Origin of the sequence: Citrobacter sp. Cpo147 (genome assembly GCF_030332405.1) — a bacterium.
Lineage (GTDB): Bacteria > Pseudomonadota > Gammaproteobacteria > Enterobacterales > Enterobacteriaceae > Citrobacter > Citrobacter portucalensis.
In genome coordinates, this window is record NZ_JAOWHX010000031.1 from 107,583 (window position 1) to 122,981 (window position 15,399).

Here is a 15,399-nt window from a genome sequence, read left to right on the forward strand (position 1 = left end):
CTATGAATGACATCAAGAAAGATAAGATCGATCGACACAGCGACGAGCTCGAGGTGGAAAGCGATGAAAAGCTAACAGGGACAAAGATAGAGCTTGATGAGGACAGACTCCCCTCCCGCGCCATGGCAATCCATGAACATATTCGCCAGGATGGAGAGAAAGAGATGGAGCGTGACGCGATGGCGCTACTGTGGTCAGCCATCGCAGCAGGACTGTCGATGGGCGCCTCATTGCTGGCTAAAGGGATTTTTCACGTACAGCTGGAAGGCGTGCCAGGGGGATTTTTACTCGAGAACCTCGGTTATACCTTCGGCTTTATTATTGTCATTATGGCCCGCCAGCAACTCTTTACCGAAAATACCGTCACCGCTGTACTGCCGGTGATGCAAAACCCTACCCTCGGCAATTTTGGCCTGTTGATGCGCCTGTGGAGCGTGGTTCTGCTGGGTAATATTATTGGCACCGGGGTTGCCGCATGGGCGTTTGAACATATGCCGATTTTTGATGAAGAGACCCGCGATGCTTTTGTCAAAATTGGTATGGATGTGATGAAAAATACGCCAACAGAGATGTTTTCCAACGCCATCATTTCCGGCTGGTTAATTGCCACCATGGTGTGGATGTTTCCGGCTGCCGGGGCGGCAAAAATTGTGGTCATTATTCTGATGACCTGGCTGATTGCGTTAGGTGATACCACGCATATCGTCGTCGGCTCGGTGGAAATTCTCTATTTGGTCTTTAATGGCACGCTGCACTGGAGTGATTTTTTTTGGCCCTTTGCGCTACCAACGCTCGCCGGGAATATCTGTGGCGGAACGTTTATTTTCGCGCTGATGAGCCATGCGCAGATCCGCAATGATATGAGCAACAAACGCAAGGAAGAAGCCAGGTTGCAAGCAAAGCGTGATGAGCAAAAGCAGAAAAACCAGAAAAAACAGGCCTGAATGGTGACTGTTTGAGCAGTCGGGCGGCCTGAGACTTACCGTTGTGAGTAAAAAACGCTATACTCGTGCCGCTTCGTCCCCTTAGTTAAATGGATATAACGAGCCCCTCCTAAGGGCTAGTTGCAGGTTCGATTCCTGCAGGGGACACCATGAATTCTTAGGCATCCAGTCAAAATTCTATCATTTACCAGTCAGTTCATCCCTTGGCCAGGCGGTAAAACGGCACATTCCTCACTGTTGCAGTAAGATTGTCGGACACCATTGTCTGCTTTGTCGCTATCCGCATCCCTGCTTTTCTCAGCCTCAACACATCAGCGGCAATACGCTGGCTGCCAAACCAGAAAAGCCCGTCCAGCGCAGTGACATCAAGGCCCGATTCCAGTGCCAGCTTCAGACGTTCACGCGGCGATTTTACTGTTTTAGCAATCTGCTGATATGGCGCTTCGCTTGAACCTGCAGGACTAATGCGCCGGATACGATGTGACAGGCGGTACTGAAATTCATCCGGGATCCCGCCGAGACTCGCTTTCAGGCTGTAAACACATCCAAAGCGTTTGCCGTTAAAGATGACGTTTTTCTGACTAAGCTGCAGCTCTTCACGCACGCTTGCAATCAGTTGTGGAGTACGGAGTAATAACAGGCGGAAAGGCAGCTCAAAGCTGGTCACATAGTCCACATTCAATAAAGCAATACGAAGACGTTCTTGGGGCCCCGCCTTCATTCCCCGGCATTCAGCAATAACATCAGCCCACTGGCCGGTAAGACGGGAACACTCTGTCGCCTCAGTAAAACTGTATTTTTCAGCCTGATAATCAATACGCTCAGTCACACTGAATTCCCTTCTGGCCAGATCTCGGTATTGGTTGCTCACTTTACCAGCGTCGACATCCCTGTGTCAGAAATCTTTTTCTAACCCACTGAAAGTACCTGACCAATGCTCCTTCCTATCCTCACCATGAGGATACGATAACTAACCGACCCGGTATGTTTTCCGGGTCGGTTAAACGGCGCCACGTCAGACAACAAAACGGTTAACCAGATCCTTCATGGTTGCCGACAGATTGTCCAGCCTCTGGCTGTCGCTCGCCGCCTGAGATACCAACGCCGCATTTTGCTGTGTAACCTGCTCCATCGGTCGCAATGCCAGGTTTATCTGGGTTACCCCTTGTGACTGCTCCGTCGCCACACGAGCGATATCCGCAATATATTGCTTCATACTGGTGGTATTATCCGCTGCGGCTTCCAGCGCGGTAGCAGATGCAGTAACCCGCTCAACACCCTCACTAATTTTGACCATATTCTGCGCGACCAACTCACGGATTTGGTTAGCCTCTTTGGCGCAACGCTGCGAAAGATTTCTCACTTCACTGGCTACGACAGCAAACCCCCTGCCCATCTCTCCTGCCCGAGCAGCTTCCACTGCCGCATTCAGCGCCAGTAAGTTAGTCTGAAACGAAATATCATCAATCGAGGTCACAATATTCGAGATTTTCTCACTGGAAGCGCGAATATCCCCCATGCTCTGGTTCGCCGCACTGGCAACGTTACTGGCCTGTCGGACCTCTTTTTCCAGTCTGATTGTCAGATGCTCCGCTTCGCGGGCATTATCCGCCGTTTGCGTAATCGCAGTTGATAGCTGCTCCATGCTGGCCACAGCTTCTACTATTGATGCAGCCTGTTCATCTGTACGTTGAGCCAGATCCTGATTTCCCGCCGTAATACTGCTACTGGCATCGGACAAAACCACGGAGCCTTGCTTAATCTCCTGTACGATATGCTGAATACTTTCCAGCATTGTGTTATAGGCACGATTAAGTGAGGAAAGCTCATCTTTGCCCGGGGTCGCCAGACGTTGAGTCAGATCGCCATTCATACCCGCAATCTTGCGTAGCGTGTCACTAAACTGACGGTGCATATTAATTGCGATGGCCACAGCGAACGTCAATGATGCCAGGAGCGCTAACAGGCTAACAGCCATATATATTTGCCAGTTTTTTCGTGCATCCTGCGCGAGTTTTTCTGCATTCGCCAACAGACGATTCGCCTTCACATTTTCTATCTGCCGCATCACTTCAATACGCTGGGTTTGTACTTTAAACCAGGTAGTAGGATCGACACCAAATCCACCGTTGGCGGCATGGCTAAACGCGGTTTCACGAAATGCGAGGGCTTTTGACGCTTCTGCTGACTGTAAGCGGCTTTTCAACATGGCTGCCTGTTCCGGTGAACTCAGGCGTAACGATTCTGCCAACCAAACGTTCTGTTTACTGACGACATCACTGAGCTGATGTAACTGTCCGTAGGCGAAATGGCCGGAGGAAAAGATATTTGACAGCAGAGCTCGTTCAATACCCGCCTGTTCTTTTAAATTCAGCAGGTTGTAGTAGGCGGCGAATGCGTTTGCCATCTCGCCAGAATCCGTCAACTGCCCCAATCTACCCACAAAATTCAGCACATCAGCAATGACGTTGGTATAAAACTTAACAACATCTGAAGCCGGAAGCCCTAATTGCGTGACGTTCTCCCGTATAGTGGAGAGAGAAAGAATGTTTTTCTTAAACGTGGCGACAGAGGTGGCGACATCCCCTTCCGGTAATGCAGTATCGGACAGTGACCGCACAAATACCTCGATCTCGCGATCGGTCAAAGCCCGCTGTGCATTTAACTCATCTTTGAACGTCTTCCCTGCAGCCCCCAGAAACCCGACACTCATACCGCGTTCTTTTTGCAATTCATGCACTACATTTCCGGCACTGTGTGCGAGCGCTGTCAGTTGGGCAATATTCTCCATCTGCCGTTCTGTCTCAATGCGCGTTAATATTCCTGAACCAGCAAACCAACATAACGCCAGTAATAATGGTTGTAGCGCAATTATTAACTTCATTTTCATCGGCATTCGATAAACCCACCACATGCCACTTCCCTCCATTATCCATATTTTCACCATGGTTATCGGCGTAAAGAAGCGGCTCTTTAAATTTGAACAATGGGCAACTGTTTGTTTTTTAGATTAAATTTTTGCCAGTATAACTCTATTTAATTACTTCAATTAGAATAAAACTCTAAATAATTAACACATGCGAATCTATACTCCATTTCATTAACTTATTTGGCATATTATTTTTTATTAAAGAATCAGGTAATCATCAACTGATTCAGAAAGGGAGAGAGATACAGGACAGTGACAGCAGCCCGAGATAACAGCCATGGCGCGGCCGTCATTCTGGCGTCCCGCCGAACGTTAAGGTTATAATCCTTGCAACGATTTTTTGGATTAGAAGCGACAATGACAAAACTTACCCTACAAGAACAGATGCTTAAAGCAGGTCTGGTCAGCAGCAAAAAAATGGCGAAAGTGCAGAGAACGGCGAAAAAATCGCGCGTTCAGGCTCGTGAAGCCAGAGAAGCGGTTGAAGAAAATAAAAAAGCACAGGTCGAGCGTGATAAGCAGCTCAGCGAACAGCAGAAGCAGGCCGCATTGTCTAAAGAATACAAAGCGCAGATCAAGCAACTGATTGAAATGAACAAAATCACCATTTCCCGTGGCGATATTGGTTACAACTTTACTGACAATAAACTGATCAAAAAAGTTTATGTTGATAAGGTAACCCAGTCTCAGTTGATCAAGGGCCGTCTGGCCATTGCCCGCCTGACGGCTGAAAGCAGCAGCGAGAGCGAATACGCCATTATCCCGGCTGTTGTCGCCGACAAGATTGCCCAGCGCGATGCAAGCTATATTGTTCTAAATTGCGAACTGAGCCAGGAAGCGAAGGACGAAGACGATCCGTATGCTGATTTTGTCATTCCTGACGATTTGATGTGGTAAGAAAAACCCCCCGATAATCACCCAGAGTTTCGTCGCGTATTTCGGTGAACGCTAGTGCCACCACCGAAATACCGTCACCCGCTCTTCTTCCCCACATGCCATCTGCTAAAACTTATAGTGTTCCTTGCTCAGTCCGTATTTTCTCATGCGCAAATACAGTTTCTTACGCGGAATTTGTAAATACTCCGCCACTTCATTAATGCGTCCCTGATGAATATTGAGCGCTTCGGTAATGATCTGTCGCTCGTACTCGTCGACCCGACGATCAAGCGGTGTCGGTTCGGGCAAATGCAGTTGCGGATTCGCGGTTTCAGCCAGTGGCAGTAGCCCAACAGCAAAAAGCTCGGCGGCATTGGCCAGTTCCCGGACATTGCTTAACCACACGCGACGCCGCATGCCTTTCAGTAAATCCACTTCAACTTCAGGCACCGGATGGTTCAGACGCAGACAGGCTTTGTGCAGATAATGACGAAACAGCGGCTCAATATCATCCGGGCGCTGAGACAACGGCTGGCAACCAATTTGCGTCATCGCGAAACAGTAATATAGTTCAGCCACAATCTGGTTGGTTGCCGCCAGTTCCACCAACGAAGTGGCGCCAATGCCAATTAAGCGAAACGGACGCCGCTCCTGGCTTTGCAAATGCACCAGCTGGTGCTGCTGTTCGCGCGTCAGGCACTCAATATGGCTCAGGACCAGCGTTCCCCCTTGCGCCTGGGCAATAAGGTCATTGAGTTGCCCCGCATTCTCTAACGTCAACTCCCCACGAATAAACGGTCCTTCAGCGCTGCGCCCAAGCTGATGCAAATAACGGGCACCGGTCATACGTCCGGTTCCCGGCTCGCCATAAAACCAGACGGCAATATCCGTTTCAGCCAGTTGCCGTAAGCGCTGGCGGTACTGATTAACCCAGTCACTGTAGCCGACCAGTTCAACCTGGAGCTTTTGCTGGCAATAGTGACGACGTGCAATCACAGATTTTCTCTGCCGCAACGCGTCCTCTACCAACACCAGCAGTTTGCCAGGATCAACCGGTTTTTGCAGAAAATCCCACGCACCTTTCTTCACCGCGTCCACCGCCATAGGGACATCGCCATGTCCGGTGATCAACAGGATCGGAAGCTGATTGTCATCCTGATGAAACAACGTCATCAGGTCAATTCCATTACAGCCAGGCATACACACGTCGCTCAGGACAATCCCTGACCAGTCGGCCTGCAACCAATTTCGGGCATCAAAAGGGTTACTGCATGCGAATACATGATATCCCTCCTGTTCAAGCAACAAGGTGTAAGCGTCAAGAACATCGGCATCATCATCAATAAGCAGAACAGAATATTCATCACTCAACATCGTTTACATCCGTCAGATTAAATTGCAGAACGACGCAGGCATTGCGCCCCGGGGTCGACGCCAGGCGCAGTTCGCCGTTCATTTGCATCATTAACGATACACAAATCGATAAGCCAATACCGAGGCCAACATCCTTACTGGTGGTAAACGGTTTTAACAGTGATGGTAATAATGCCCCAGGCCAGCCGGGACCGTTATCGCTGATAAATACGCACAACCGGCTGCCTTCGGTCTGCCAGTGAACCTCTATTTTCGCCGCAACCGGACAGGCATCCAGCGCATTTGCCAGGACGTTTACCAGCACCTGCTGAATACGCACTTCATCACCAGCCACCCACACGCCCCGGTCTGGGAGCGTCAGCGTACCCTGCTGTGGCTTGTGTCGCATGGCCAACAGTTCCCAGGCAGCGTTGAACGTTTGTCGTAGATCGACCGGATGCAGAGGCGTGCCAGGCTCGGCCCGGCGCGCAAACTGACGCAGTGAACGGATAATGGCATCGATGCGAGTAATCAGCCCCTCCGCTTTGGTTAATGTGCTTCTGGCCTGAGCGGGTTGCCCCTGTTCGATTGCTCTCCCCGCCGTAAACAGGTACATCGACAGCGCATTCAGCGGTTGATTAATCTCGTGCGCCAGCGTGGTCATAGTCTGGCCGACCACAGCCAGTTTTGCCGTCTGGATCAGCTCATCCTGCGTTGCGCGAAGATCGGATTCAATCTCCTTGCGCTCGCTCACTTCCTGTTCCAGCTGATTTTTTTGCGCGCTCAATTGCCCCAGAGTATGGCGTAGCAAGCCTGCGATACGCCCCAGTTCATCGCGTCCATACACCGGGATAGAGGCATCCGTTCTGCCAAGACCAATTTGCACTACGGCCTGGTTGAGCGCAGTAAAACGCTTCACCAGACGCGAGCGAATGAAGTAGTGGTTAAGCCCCCAGGCGAGAAGTAGCGCCAGCAACGTCGCCAGCAGGATAAGCCCACCGCTGACGCGAACAATTTGTTCCAGCCGCTGGTTAAACGTCTGCATTTGCTGATGGCTACTCCCCAGTTGCGCTTCCAGCAGTGTTCGAAAGCGCCCAAGCGTGGCCTCTCTGGCATGGCTGGCATCAACCAGCGCTTTTTGCGCTGCGACATAATCGCGCATCGTATCGGGCATTTTATTTTTCATCATCCCGATTTCCAGCAGCTCATCGATAGTTTGTCGCAGTGTGATAGTGCTGGGCCAGTCATCGAGGGTACGGATATTTTCATCCGCCGTTTTCTTCAGATTTTCCAGGTAGCGGATGTGATTCTCCACCAGCATGCCATCGTCGCTACCCGATTTCAGTTCATTGAGCCTGTCGCGTAAATCATCAACGATCTGGTTTTCAATTCTTGCCAGGGTGTAGACCTGCTGCTGCTCGTTTTGCACCTCTCGGGCACGTTTGAGATACAGCGCCGCATCACCATTTTTGGCCTCGATTTGATCCAGCAACGTCCCCTGCTGCCAGGTAAAATCCTGCACCAGTGAATTCAGCTCAGTAGTAAAATCATCATGTAGCCAATCAATGCGCGCGGAAAGTTCGCTCACTTTTTCGCGTACAAGGAACATGTTGTAGAGCACCCGGTCCAGTTCCGCCATCAGCGCCCGGCTGTCCTGCAAAATCACCGCCAGTTGCTGCTGCTCTGCTGATTGCAACCCCCTGCTCAGCACTTCGATTTTATCCAGATGCGAGATTATCTGATTGCGCAGTTGCAGCCTTACCGTCGTATTGGGAGCCAGCAGGAATTCATTTAGCTGGTCCACAACCAGGTTAAGATTTCCTTCAATCAAGAAAGCGGAATGCACGCGCGGGAAGTAATCATCAAGCGAATAGCGTATCTGCGAGCTCTGCTCATGCCAGGAGTACAAACTGACGCAGCTGACGCTCAACGTCAGTAATGCGCCCGTTAGAAAGGCTCCCCGCAGGCTGCTGCTGATGCTGAGTTGGCGAAGGCGTTGCAGTATCGATCCACCTTTCATTTTAATTCTTCCAGTTTTGATATCGCCTGACGCTGATTTTTAAGAAACCAGAGCTGCCACTCCATCATCTGCTGTTCGGCAACGCTTTTATTATCAAACTGCGCAAGCCAGGCTTCATCTTCACTACTTTTGGCATCTATCGGAACGCTGGTCAGTAAGGCTCTGATTTCGGGTAGCGGGCGTTTCAGGCGCGCTTCCGCACTGTATAGCGCCCGCCATGCATCCTTCAGTTGCGCAAGACGAAAACTGATGGCGGTATCAAACATCCGCTGCACTAACTGTTGCCGCCTAAGGATCAGCCGATAATTAAGCGGAGGCTGGTTCATTAAAATAGCCTGCTGAGCAGCGCGGGGATTATCAGATGCGAGCTGCGTTACCGGATATTTTCCCGTATTCGCATCAGCAAGGATCCGCTGTCCCTCCGGGCTTAACAAATAGCGGATAAAACGACGCGCTTCATTGGGGTGCTGGCTGTTCTTGAGAACAGCCACATAGGTTGGCGATACCGCCGAGCGTGGAAAATAGGTAAAAGCCAGGTGAGGATCGTTAAGCAACAGGTTGGCATAGTTATCAATGACCGGCCCCGCCACGCCCAGGCCACTCTTAATTTTGTCGGCTACGCCAAAACTGCGTGATGAAATCGTTACCAGATTTCCAGCACTCGCCAGCAGCGTCGCCCACCCCGCTTCCCACCCTTTTTGCTGTAGCAATGACTCAACCATCAGATGGTTGGTATCCGAACGCGATGGGCTACTCATCAACAGCGCGTTCTGATATTTGGGCAGCGTTAAGTCCCCCCAGTCGGCAGGAGGCGACAGATGTCGTGCCGCCAGCGCAGAACGATTAATCAACAGACCAAAACCAGATATCGCCACTGCCACGGAGGTCGAACGGATAGAGTCTGGCACCAGCCGCTGGCTTTCCGGCAACGCATTGTCGAAGGGCGCCAGCTTCTGATGTTCCTGCAGATGCTGCAACAGCATAGGGGATGAGGTCAAAATCAGATCAACATTTTCCGCATTCGCGGTATCCAGCAGTTGCTCCAACGAACTGCTGGTCCGGTTTAACGTGCGAATCATCACCGACCCCGGTTCAGTCTGCCAACGCTGAATAATCCAGGCCGTTGCCCCCGGTGAAAAGGTTGTCGCCATTACCAGCTCTTTACCCTGCGCCTGGCAACTCACCGACAACGACATAAAACAGAGCGAGATCGCCCAACAACGCCCCCGGCCCAAAAGTCTGTTTGTGATCCCGTTCATAAATACCAACATGTGCAAAAAATAATATTGAGACAAAACTTACCCGTTTATCACCGACTGGGGGAAGAATAAGGTTATTCGTAGAATAACCAAACGGAAAGTGACGACATCGGTGAAGAATACCCGAAAACGCAGTCTGGATTTGTTAATATCCGCACACGCCGATGATAAAAGCATCCGTAAAAGAATAGAATTGAAAATCCATTATTTAAAAAGAGTCAAAATCAGCCACGCAATCCACAAATTGTGTCAATAGTGACTCATTTCATCAACTTGAGTTTCTCTGCCGTCTATTTCACTCTTCACTGCGAAAAATCCTGATATTCACATCAATATAAATTTAGGTGATGATATGTTATCCATATTTAAGACAGGGCCAGCGGCAAATAAAGTCCCGGCGGAGAAAGTCCAGGAAACTTATGGCCGATACCGCATTCAGGCATTACTCAGTGTATTTCTTGGCTATCTCGCATACTATATTGTGCGCAATAACTTCACGCTCTCAACACCGTACCTGAAAGAACATCTGGATCTCAGTGCCACGCAAATTGGTCTACTCAGCAGTTGTATGCTTATTGCCTATGGGATCAGTAAAGGCATTATGAGTAGTCTGGCAGACAAAGCCAGCCCTAAGGTCTTTATGGCATGCGGCCTGGTTCTGTGCGCCATCGTAAACGTCGGTTTAGGATTCAGTACCGGATTCTGGATTTTTGCCGCTCTGGTCGTTTTCAATGGCTTGTTCCAGGGAATGGGCGTTGGTCCTTCATTTATTACCATTGCCAACTGGTTTCCGCGTAAAGAACGTGGACGCGTCGGCGCATTCTGGAATATTTCTCACAACGTTGGCGGTGGTATTGTCGCTCCGATTGTTGGTGCCGCCTTTGCCATTTTAGGGAGCGAGCACTGGCAAAGCGCCAGCTATATTGTCCCGGCCGGTGTTGCCGTACTGTTTGCTTTTATTGTGCTGATGCTGGGGAAAGGTTCACCGCGCCAGGAAGGCTTACCGGCTCTGGAACAAATGATGCCGGAAGAAAAAGTAGTATTAAATTCCCGACACGCTGTCCAGGCACCAGAAAATATGAGTGCCTTCCAGATTTTCTGCACCTATGTGCTGCGTAATAAGAATGCCTGGTATGTTTCACTGGTAGATGTCTTCGTCTATATGGTGCGTTTTGGCATGATTAGTTGGTTGCCTATTTATCTGTTAACCGAAAAACATTTCTCGAAAGAGCAAATGAGCATCGCTTTTCTGTTTTTTGAATGGGCGGCAATCCCTTCCACATTACTGGCGGGCTGGCTTACCGATAAACTGTTTAAAGGCCGTCGCATGCCGCTGGCCATGATTTGTATGGCGCTGATTTTCATCTGTTTGATCGGCTACTGGAAAAGTGAATCCCTGCTGATGGTCACTATTTTTGCCGCCATTGTGGGTTGCCTGATCTATGTTCCACAGTTCCTCGCTTCTGTTCAGACGATGGAAATCGTTCCCAGCTTCGCAGTAGGTTCTGCAGTAGGACTGCGCGGATTTATGAGCTACATTTTTGGCGCATCGCTGGGCACCAGTCTGTTTGGCGTAATGGTCGACAAAATGGGGTGGCACGGCGGCTTCTATCTGCTGATGGGGGGTATTGTTTGCTGCATCCTGTTCTGCTACCTCTCTCATCGCGGTGCGCTGGAACTTGAACAACAGCGAAAAAATGCTCAACAAGAAGAAGCATCACTCCAGTTGGCGGATGCCCGGTAATTCATTTCGGTCTCACAAAAAAGTGCCAGCGATGCTGGCACTTCAATAAACTCAGACAAATAATAAATAACTTAAGGTGATAATTTATTGCTAAACGTAACATTCCAAATTATTGCTTACCGTCTGCGACCATAAAGCGAATGATCAAACCACATGCCGGGGCAAGAAACAGGAATAATCCAGTTACCATTTCGTTGCCATTGGTCAGCCGCATAGTAAAAACGTAAATTAATGCCGTAAGGATGGCCATGCCGAGAAAAGCGCTAATTGATGCCGCAGCGCCTATAACCTGCCAGATATAGCAACTGACGCACAGAATGCTCAGTATGAGAAAGATCCAGAAATAGAGCATAGCGATACCTCCTGTCTGCCGTAAACTTAACGTAAGTCCTTACACTCCCTTAACTTTATATTCTAAGACAATTCCTATCCGCATGCAATTTGAGCAACATTTTATTCACAAAGATCATTCGACCGCTTACTATTACACTGTTTCTCCGTCGTTTATTTAATCATCATAAAAACAACGAATTATATATAGGCGAAATTTTGCCCTTAATCGCCCTAAAAACATTTACGAATCTTGAGTAATTATTTCTGGCTGACATTAATTTTCGGGTGTACATTGTGCGTCCGATCATTCATGCCCCCTCGTGGTTTTGTCCTGACTCAGTTTTACACTCTTTACAGGAACCAATGTCGTTCATGGCGGCCTAAAGATCAGTGCAGAGTGTAAAGCGACAGGCAAAGAATCTTCGCGATACATCTATTTCGTATCAACAACAGGTGCTTATGTTCCCCCAAAGTAAATTTTCACGCGCGTTTTTGCATCCGCGCTACTGGCTCACATGGTTTGGTGTTGGTGTGCTCTGGTTGCTGGTACAGCTTCCCTATCCCGTATTGTGTTTTCTTGGTACCCGTACAGGAACGCTGGCTCGTCCATTTTTAAAACGCCGTGAATCTATTGCACGTAAAAATCTCGAACTCTGTTTCCCAAATCTGTCGCAGGAAGAAAGAGACAAACTGGTCGATGAGAATTTCCGTTCGCTCGGCATGGGGCTGCTTGAAACAGGTATGGCCTGGTTCTGGCCGGACCGTCGGGTGCGTAAATGGTTTGATGTAGAAGGGCTGGACAACCTGAAGCGCGCTCAGATGCAAAACCGTGGCGTGATGGTCGTTGGCGTACACTTTATGTCGCTCGAGTTGGGTGGTCGCGTAATGGGGCTTTGCCAGCCAATGATGGCAACCTATCGCCCGCACAATAATAAGTTGATGGAGTGGATCCAAACCCGCGGTCGTATGCGCTCCAACAAGGCGATGATCGGCAGAAATAATCTGCGTGGTATTGTCGGTGCCCTGAAAAAAGGCGAGGCAGTGTGGTTTGCCCCCGATCAGGACTATGGTCGTAAAGGGAGTTCATTCGCCCCCTTCTTCGCAGTCAAAGACGTGGCGACCACCAACGGTACCTACGTACTGTCACGATTATCGGGCGCAGCAATGCTGACCGTAACCATGGTGAGAAAAGCAGATAACACCGGTTACCGCCTGTTCATCACCCCGGAAATGGAAGGTTACCCGGCAGATGAAAGCCAGGCTGCGGCGTATATGAACAAAATTATCGAAAAAGAGATCATGCGTGCACCCGAGCAGTATCTCTGGATCCACCGTCGCTTCAAAACTCGCCCGATGGGTGAAGCTTCGTTGTATATCTAAAAAGAAAGGCCGTAAGGCCTTTCTTTTTTTCTACGGTTGAATTACTTAACGCCCCATTTGCTGTGCAGTTCAGCCATTCGCTCGCTGTAGTTGCGGGCGATGCAGGCTGATTTATCCTGTTCCTTCCAACACTCGTTACGCCCTTTCACCCAACCGCGCTGCTCTGCTTTCAGCGTCGGGTTATTGCTCGATTTAACCAGCGCCTGCTTGTAGGCCCCGTTTAAGGCTAAATCCATTTCTGAGAGCGAAGGACTCTGACAGATAATCTCTTCGATACTGCCTTTTGCAACCGCAGCGCATGAAAAAGAGGGTCCCGTGCTGGTCGATTTTTTGGCCCCAGAAAAGTCAATATTATCTTCAGGCAGGCATACCCCGTGCTTTCGATTCGGCCCACTCCAGGAAACGTCCGGATTTCCGTCATCTTTACGAGAAATAGAAACCGTATTGTTCCCGCTTTTGGCTTCCCAGTAATTTTCATTGAAGGCCTTCACCGTCGCCTTCGAGCCATCAATCCAAACATTGCCTTTACCATCACTATTCACCCCACCAATACTTGCGCAGCTGAAATTAAACGCCAACGGTGAGGCCGCCATCGACGTCAATGGCGTAAAAACGAGTGCTAACATCATTAATCTGGTCATTTTTAACCTTTTCATTATCTCATTCCGCGAAAAATTAACCGCATTAACATCATGGCGATATGAGAATTCTCCGAGTAACCATTCCGTCGCTCAATAACAATTTATTACCGGCAGAAATTAAACTGTCGCCGAATCACGACAGTTGTAAGTTATTAAAATTAAATAAAAAAATGCCTCTTGTCTCTCCTCATTTTTAGGCGTACATTAGCGCCGTCTGGAGCATTAAAGCTCAGAATTCTGAGGTGATGCAGCCAAGCAAATGAGGGGTATTCTCCCTTTCGTTCGCGAGTGCATCAGCTCTCTGTCAGGTAAGCATATGTTCATTTAGACGTACCCCAGGTACGCGGAGAGATGAAAAGTGAAATATTTCTTTATGGGCATTTCTTTTATGGTCATCGTTTGGGCCGGTACTTTCGCCCTGATGATCTAAATTAAAAGACGCAGCAAAAAAACAGGAGCCATCAGGCTCCTGTTTTGCATTTTGGGGAATCATTCTGTCAGTCGGTACTTTCAGAAGCCGATTTTGCACTGGTCGGTAACAGGCCATCTGCGCGAAACATCGCCTTGATGCCGCGAATAGCCTGGCGGGTACGGTCACGGTTTTCAATCAACGCAAATCGCACATGCGTATCACCATAATCACCAAACCCAATCCCTGGCGAAACGCATACCTTCGCTTCGTTCAGCAGCTTCTTGGCAAACTCAAGTGACCCCATCCCGGCGTATTGCTCTGGAATTTTCGCCCAAACGTACATTGAGGCCTTTGGCATCTCGACCATCCAGCCTGCTTCATGCAGTCCTTTGACCAGCACATCACGACGACGTTTATATTGCTCAGCGATATCCCGCACACATTGCTGATCGCCTTCCAGCGCGGCAATTGCCGCAACCTGCAGTGGCGTAAAGGTCCCGTAATCGTGATAGCTCTTGATTCGCGCCAGCGCGTTCACCAGCGTTTTGTTGCCCACCATAAACCCGATACGCCATCCCGCCATGTTGTAGCTTTTCGACAGGGTGAAAAATTCAACAGCGACGTCGCGAGCGCCGGGTACCTGCATAATCGATGGTGCCTTCCAGCCGTCATAAACAATATCAGCGTAGGCCAGGTCGTGAACCACCAGCACGTCATAGCGTTTAGCCAGGGCCACCACTTTCTCAAAGAATTCCAGCTCGACGCACTGCGCGGTCGGGTTGGATGGGAAACCTAAGATCATCATCTTCGGCTTCGGGTAACTTTCGCGTATTGCGCGTTCCAGCTCATTAAAGAAGTCGACACCCTCAACCAGCGGCACTGAACGCACCTGCGCGCCGGCAATCACCGCGCCATAGATATGGATGGGATAACTTGGGTTGGGCACGAGGACCGTATCACCGTGATCGAGCGTAGCCAGCATCAGGTGCGCCAGCCCCTCTTTGGAACCGATGGTCACAATGGCTTCGGATTCAGGATCGATCTCAACGTCATAGCGTTCCTGGTACCAGCGGGAAATCGCCCGACGCAAACGCGGAATGCCGCGTGAGGTGGAATAACCGTGAGTATCCGGGCGCTGCGCCACGGTACACAGTTTTTCAACAATGTGAGGAGGCGTGGCCCCATCCGGGTTCCCCATACTGAAATCGATAATATCTTCGCCGCGCCGACGCGCAGCCATCTTCAGTTCAGCGGTGATGTTAAAAACGTACGGGGGAAGGCGATCAATACGCGTAAAGCGACGTTCAGGGCGGGAGTCAGCCATAATATCCTCAGATTAACGTTAGCGCCCGGACCGTCCGAGCGACGCTGCCACGATGGTGGCACGTTTAGAAAATAGCCTGAATAATTTCCTTCTGTCGAGAGGCAAAACAAAATATTTTTTCCTGACGAAAAAGAGGAACAGCTGAGTAAAATGAGGAAATATTCATTTTCACAACTCGCTTAAA

13 protein-coding genes and 1 tRNA gene are annotated in these 15,399 nt (G+C 49.7%); 6 read left to right on the plus strand and 8 right to left on the minus strand.

The window, feature by feature from the left end; translation table 11 throughout:
• Positions 1-2 precede the first annotated feature (2 nt).
• Complete coding sequence (locus OGY06_RS10320; protein ID WP_125112645.1) at positions 3-944, plus strand: formate/nitrite transporter family protein; 942 nt, start codon at positions 3-5, stop codon at positions 942-944.
• A gap of 75 nt (positions 945-1,019) precedes the next feature.
• A tRNA-Arg gene (locus tag OGY06_RS10325) sits at positions 1,020-1,094 on the plus strand.
• Positions 1,095-1,140: 46 nt separating this feature from the next.
• Here the strand turns inward: OGY06_RS10325 and OGY06_RS10330 are convergent.
• A complete protein-coding gene (locus OGY06_RS10330; RefSeq protein WP_286605270.1) occupies positions 1,141-1,773 on the minus strand; it encodes an ECs1377 family protein in 633 nt (210 codons plus the stop codon).
• Positions 1,774-1,959: 186 nt separating this feature from the next.
• Positions 1,960-3,858, minus strand: coding sequence for a methyl-accepting chemotaxis protein (locus OGY06_RS10335; RefSeq protein WP_286605272.1), 1,899 nt, complete (start codon positions 3,856-3,858; stop codon positions 1,960-1,962).
• A 372-nt stretch (positions 3,859-4,230) separates the two neighbouring features.
• On the opposite strand from OGY06_RS10335, the gene OGY06_RS10340 reads away from it, so the two are divergent.
• Entirely contained in the window at positions 4,231-4,770 is a 540-nt protein-coding gene (locus OGY06_RS10340) for a DUF2058 domain-containing protein (RefSeq protein WP_003834848.1), read from the plus strand.
• A 105-nt stretch (positions 4,771-4,875) separates the two neighbouring features.
• Here OGY06_RS10340 and pgtA read toward each other — a convergent pair whose 3' ends face one another.
• From pgtA to pgtC, 3 genes are read right to left on the minus strand one after another with little or no spacing between them, the layout of a single operon-like run.
• Entirely contained in the window at positions 4,876-6,123 is a 1,248-nt protein-coding gene (gene pgtA / locus OGY06_RS10345) for a two-component system response regulator PgtA (RefSeq protein ID WP_286605275.1), read from the minus strand.
• Positions 6,113-8,107: a two-component system sensor histidine kinase PgtB gene (gene pgtB, locus OGY06_RS10350; RefSeq protein WP_267397809.1), complete on the minus strand. Its 1,995-nt coding sequence runs from the start codon at positions 8,105-8,107 to the stop codon at positions 6,113-6,115. The genes pgtA and pgtB overlap by 11 nt, the downstream gene beginning before the upstream one ends.
• An 11-nt stretch (positions 8,108-8,118) precedes the next feature.
• Positions 8,119-9,318: a phosphoglycerate transport regulator PgtC gene (gene pgtC, locus OGY06_RS10355; RefSeq protein WP_370628590.1), complete on the minus strand. Its 1,200-nt coding sequence runs from the start codon at positions 9,316-9,318 to the stop codon at positions 8,119-8,121.
• A 415-nt stretch (positions 9,319-9,733) separates the two neighbouring features.
• On the opposite strand from pgtC, the gene pgtP reads away from it, so the two are divergent.
• Positions 9,734-11,125 (plus strand): phosphoglycerate transporter PgtP, encoded by a 1,392-nt coding sequence (gene pgtP, locus OGY06_RS10360; RefSeq protein WP_286605277.1) that lies wholly within the window; start codon positions 9,734-9,736, stop codon positions 11,123-11,125.
• A gap of 109 nt (positions 11,126-11,234) precedes the next feature.
• Here the strand turns inward: pgtP and OGY06_RS10365 are convergent, their stop codons facing one another.
• A complete protein-coding gene (locus OGY06_RS10365) occupies positions 11,235-11,477 on the minus strand; it encodes a DUF2545 family protein (RefSeq protein ID WP_197385654.1) in 243 nt (80 codons plus the stop codon).
• 440 nt (positions 11,478-11,917) lie between these two features.
• Between OGY06_RS10365 and lpxP the strand changes: the two genes are divergently transcribed.
• Positions 11,918-12,838, plus strand: a complete 921-nt coding sequence (lpxP, locus tag OGY06_RS10370; RefSeq protein WP_149385262.1) for a kdo(2)-lipid IV(A) palmitoleoyltransferase — start codon at positions 11,918-11,920, stop codon at positions 12,836-12,838.
• Between the two features lie 41 nt (positions 12,839-12,879).
• Here the strand turns inward: lpxP and OGY06_RS10375 are convergent, their stop codons facing one another.
• Positions 12,880-13,494, minus strand: a complete 615-nt coding sequence (locus OGY06_RS10375; protein WP_063942030.1) for a lysozyme inhibitor LprI family protein — start codon at positions 13,492-13,494, stop codon at positions 12,880-12,882.
• 343 nt (positions 13,495-13,837) lie between these two features.
• Between OGY06_RS10375 and ypdK the strand changes: the two genes are divergently transcribed.
• Entirely contained in the window at positions 13,838-13,909 is a 72-nt protein-coding gene (gene ypdK / locus OGY06_RS10380; RefSeq protein WP_010723117.1) for a membrane protein YpdK, read from the plus strand.
• 67 nt (positions 13,910-13,976) lie between these two features.
• Here the strand turns inward: ypdK and alaC are convergent, their stop codons facing one another.
• Positions 13,977-15,215: an alanine transaminase gene (gene alaC, locus OGY06_RS10385; protein WP_003834862.1), complete on the minus strand. Its 1,239-nt coding sequence runs from the start codon at positions 15,213-15,215 to the stop codon at positions 13,977-13,979.
• Positions 15,216-15,399 lie beyond the last annotated feature (184 nt).

What these genes read in the sequence shown, in the direction of transcription:
- OGY06_RS10340 (WP_003834848.1), top strand. Translation starts at nt 4,231, where the DNA reads ATGACAAAACTTACCCTACAAGAACAGATGCTTAAAGCAGGTCTGGTC.
- OGY06_RS10320 (WP_125112645.1), top strand. Translation starts at nt 3, where the DNA reads ATGAATGACATCAAGAAAGATAAGATCGATCGACACAGCGACGAGCTC.
- OGY06_RS10375 (WP_063942030.1), bottom strand. Translation starts at nt 13,494, where the DNA reads ATGAAAAGGTTAAAAATGACCAGATTAATGATGTTAGCACTCGTTTTT.
- alaC (WP_003834862.1), bottom strand. Translation starts at nt 15,215, where the DNA reads ATGGCTGACTCCCGCCCTGAACGTCGCTTTACGCGTATTGATCGCCTT.
- OGY06_RS10335 (WP_286605272.1), bottom strand. Translation starts at nt 3,858, where the DNA reads ATGTGGTGGGTTTATCGAATGCCGATGAAAATGAAGTTAATAATTGCG.
- pgtA (WP_286605275.1), bottom strand. Translation starts at nt 6,123, where the DNA reads ATGTTGAGTGATGAATATTCTGTTCTGCTTATTGATGATGATGCCGAT.
- lpxP (WP_149385262.1), top strand. Translation starts at nt 11,918, where the DNA reads ATGTTCCCCCAAAGTAAATTTTCACGCGCGTTTTTGCATCCGCGCTAC.
- pgtC (WP_370628590.1), bottom strand. Translation starts at nt 9,318, where the DNA reads ATGTCGTTGTCGGTGAGTTGCCAGGCGCAGGGTAAAGAGCTGGTAATG.
- pgtP (WP_286605277.1), top strand. Translation starts at nt 9,734, where the DNA reads ATGTTATCCATATTTAAGACAGGGCCAGCGGCAAATAAAGTCCCGGCG.
- OGY06_RS10365 (WP_197385654.1), bottom strand. Translation starts at nt 11,477, where the DNA reads ATGCTCTATTTCTGGATCTTTCTCATACTGAGCATTCTGTGCGTCAGT.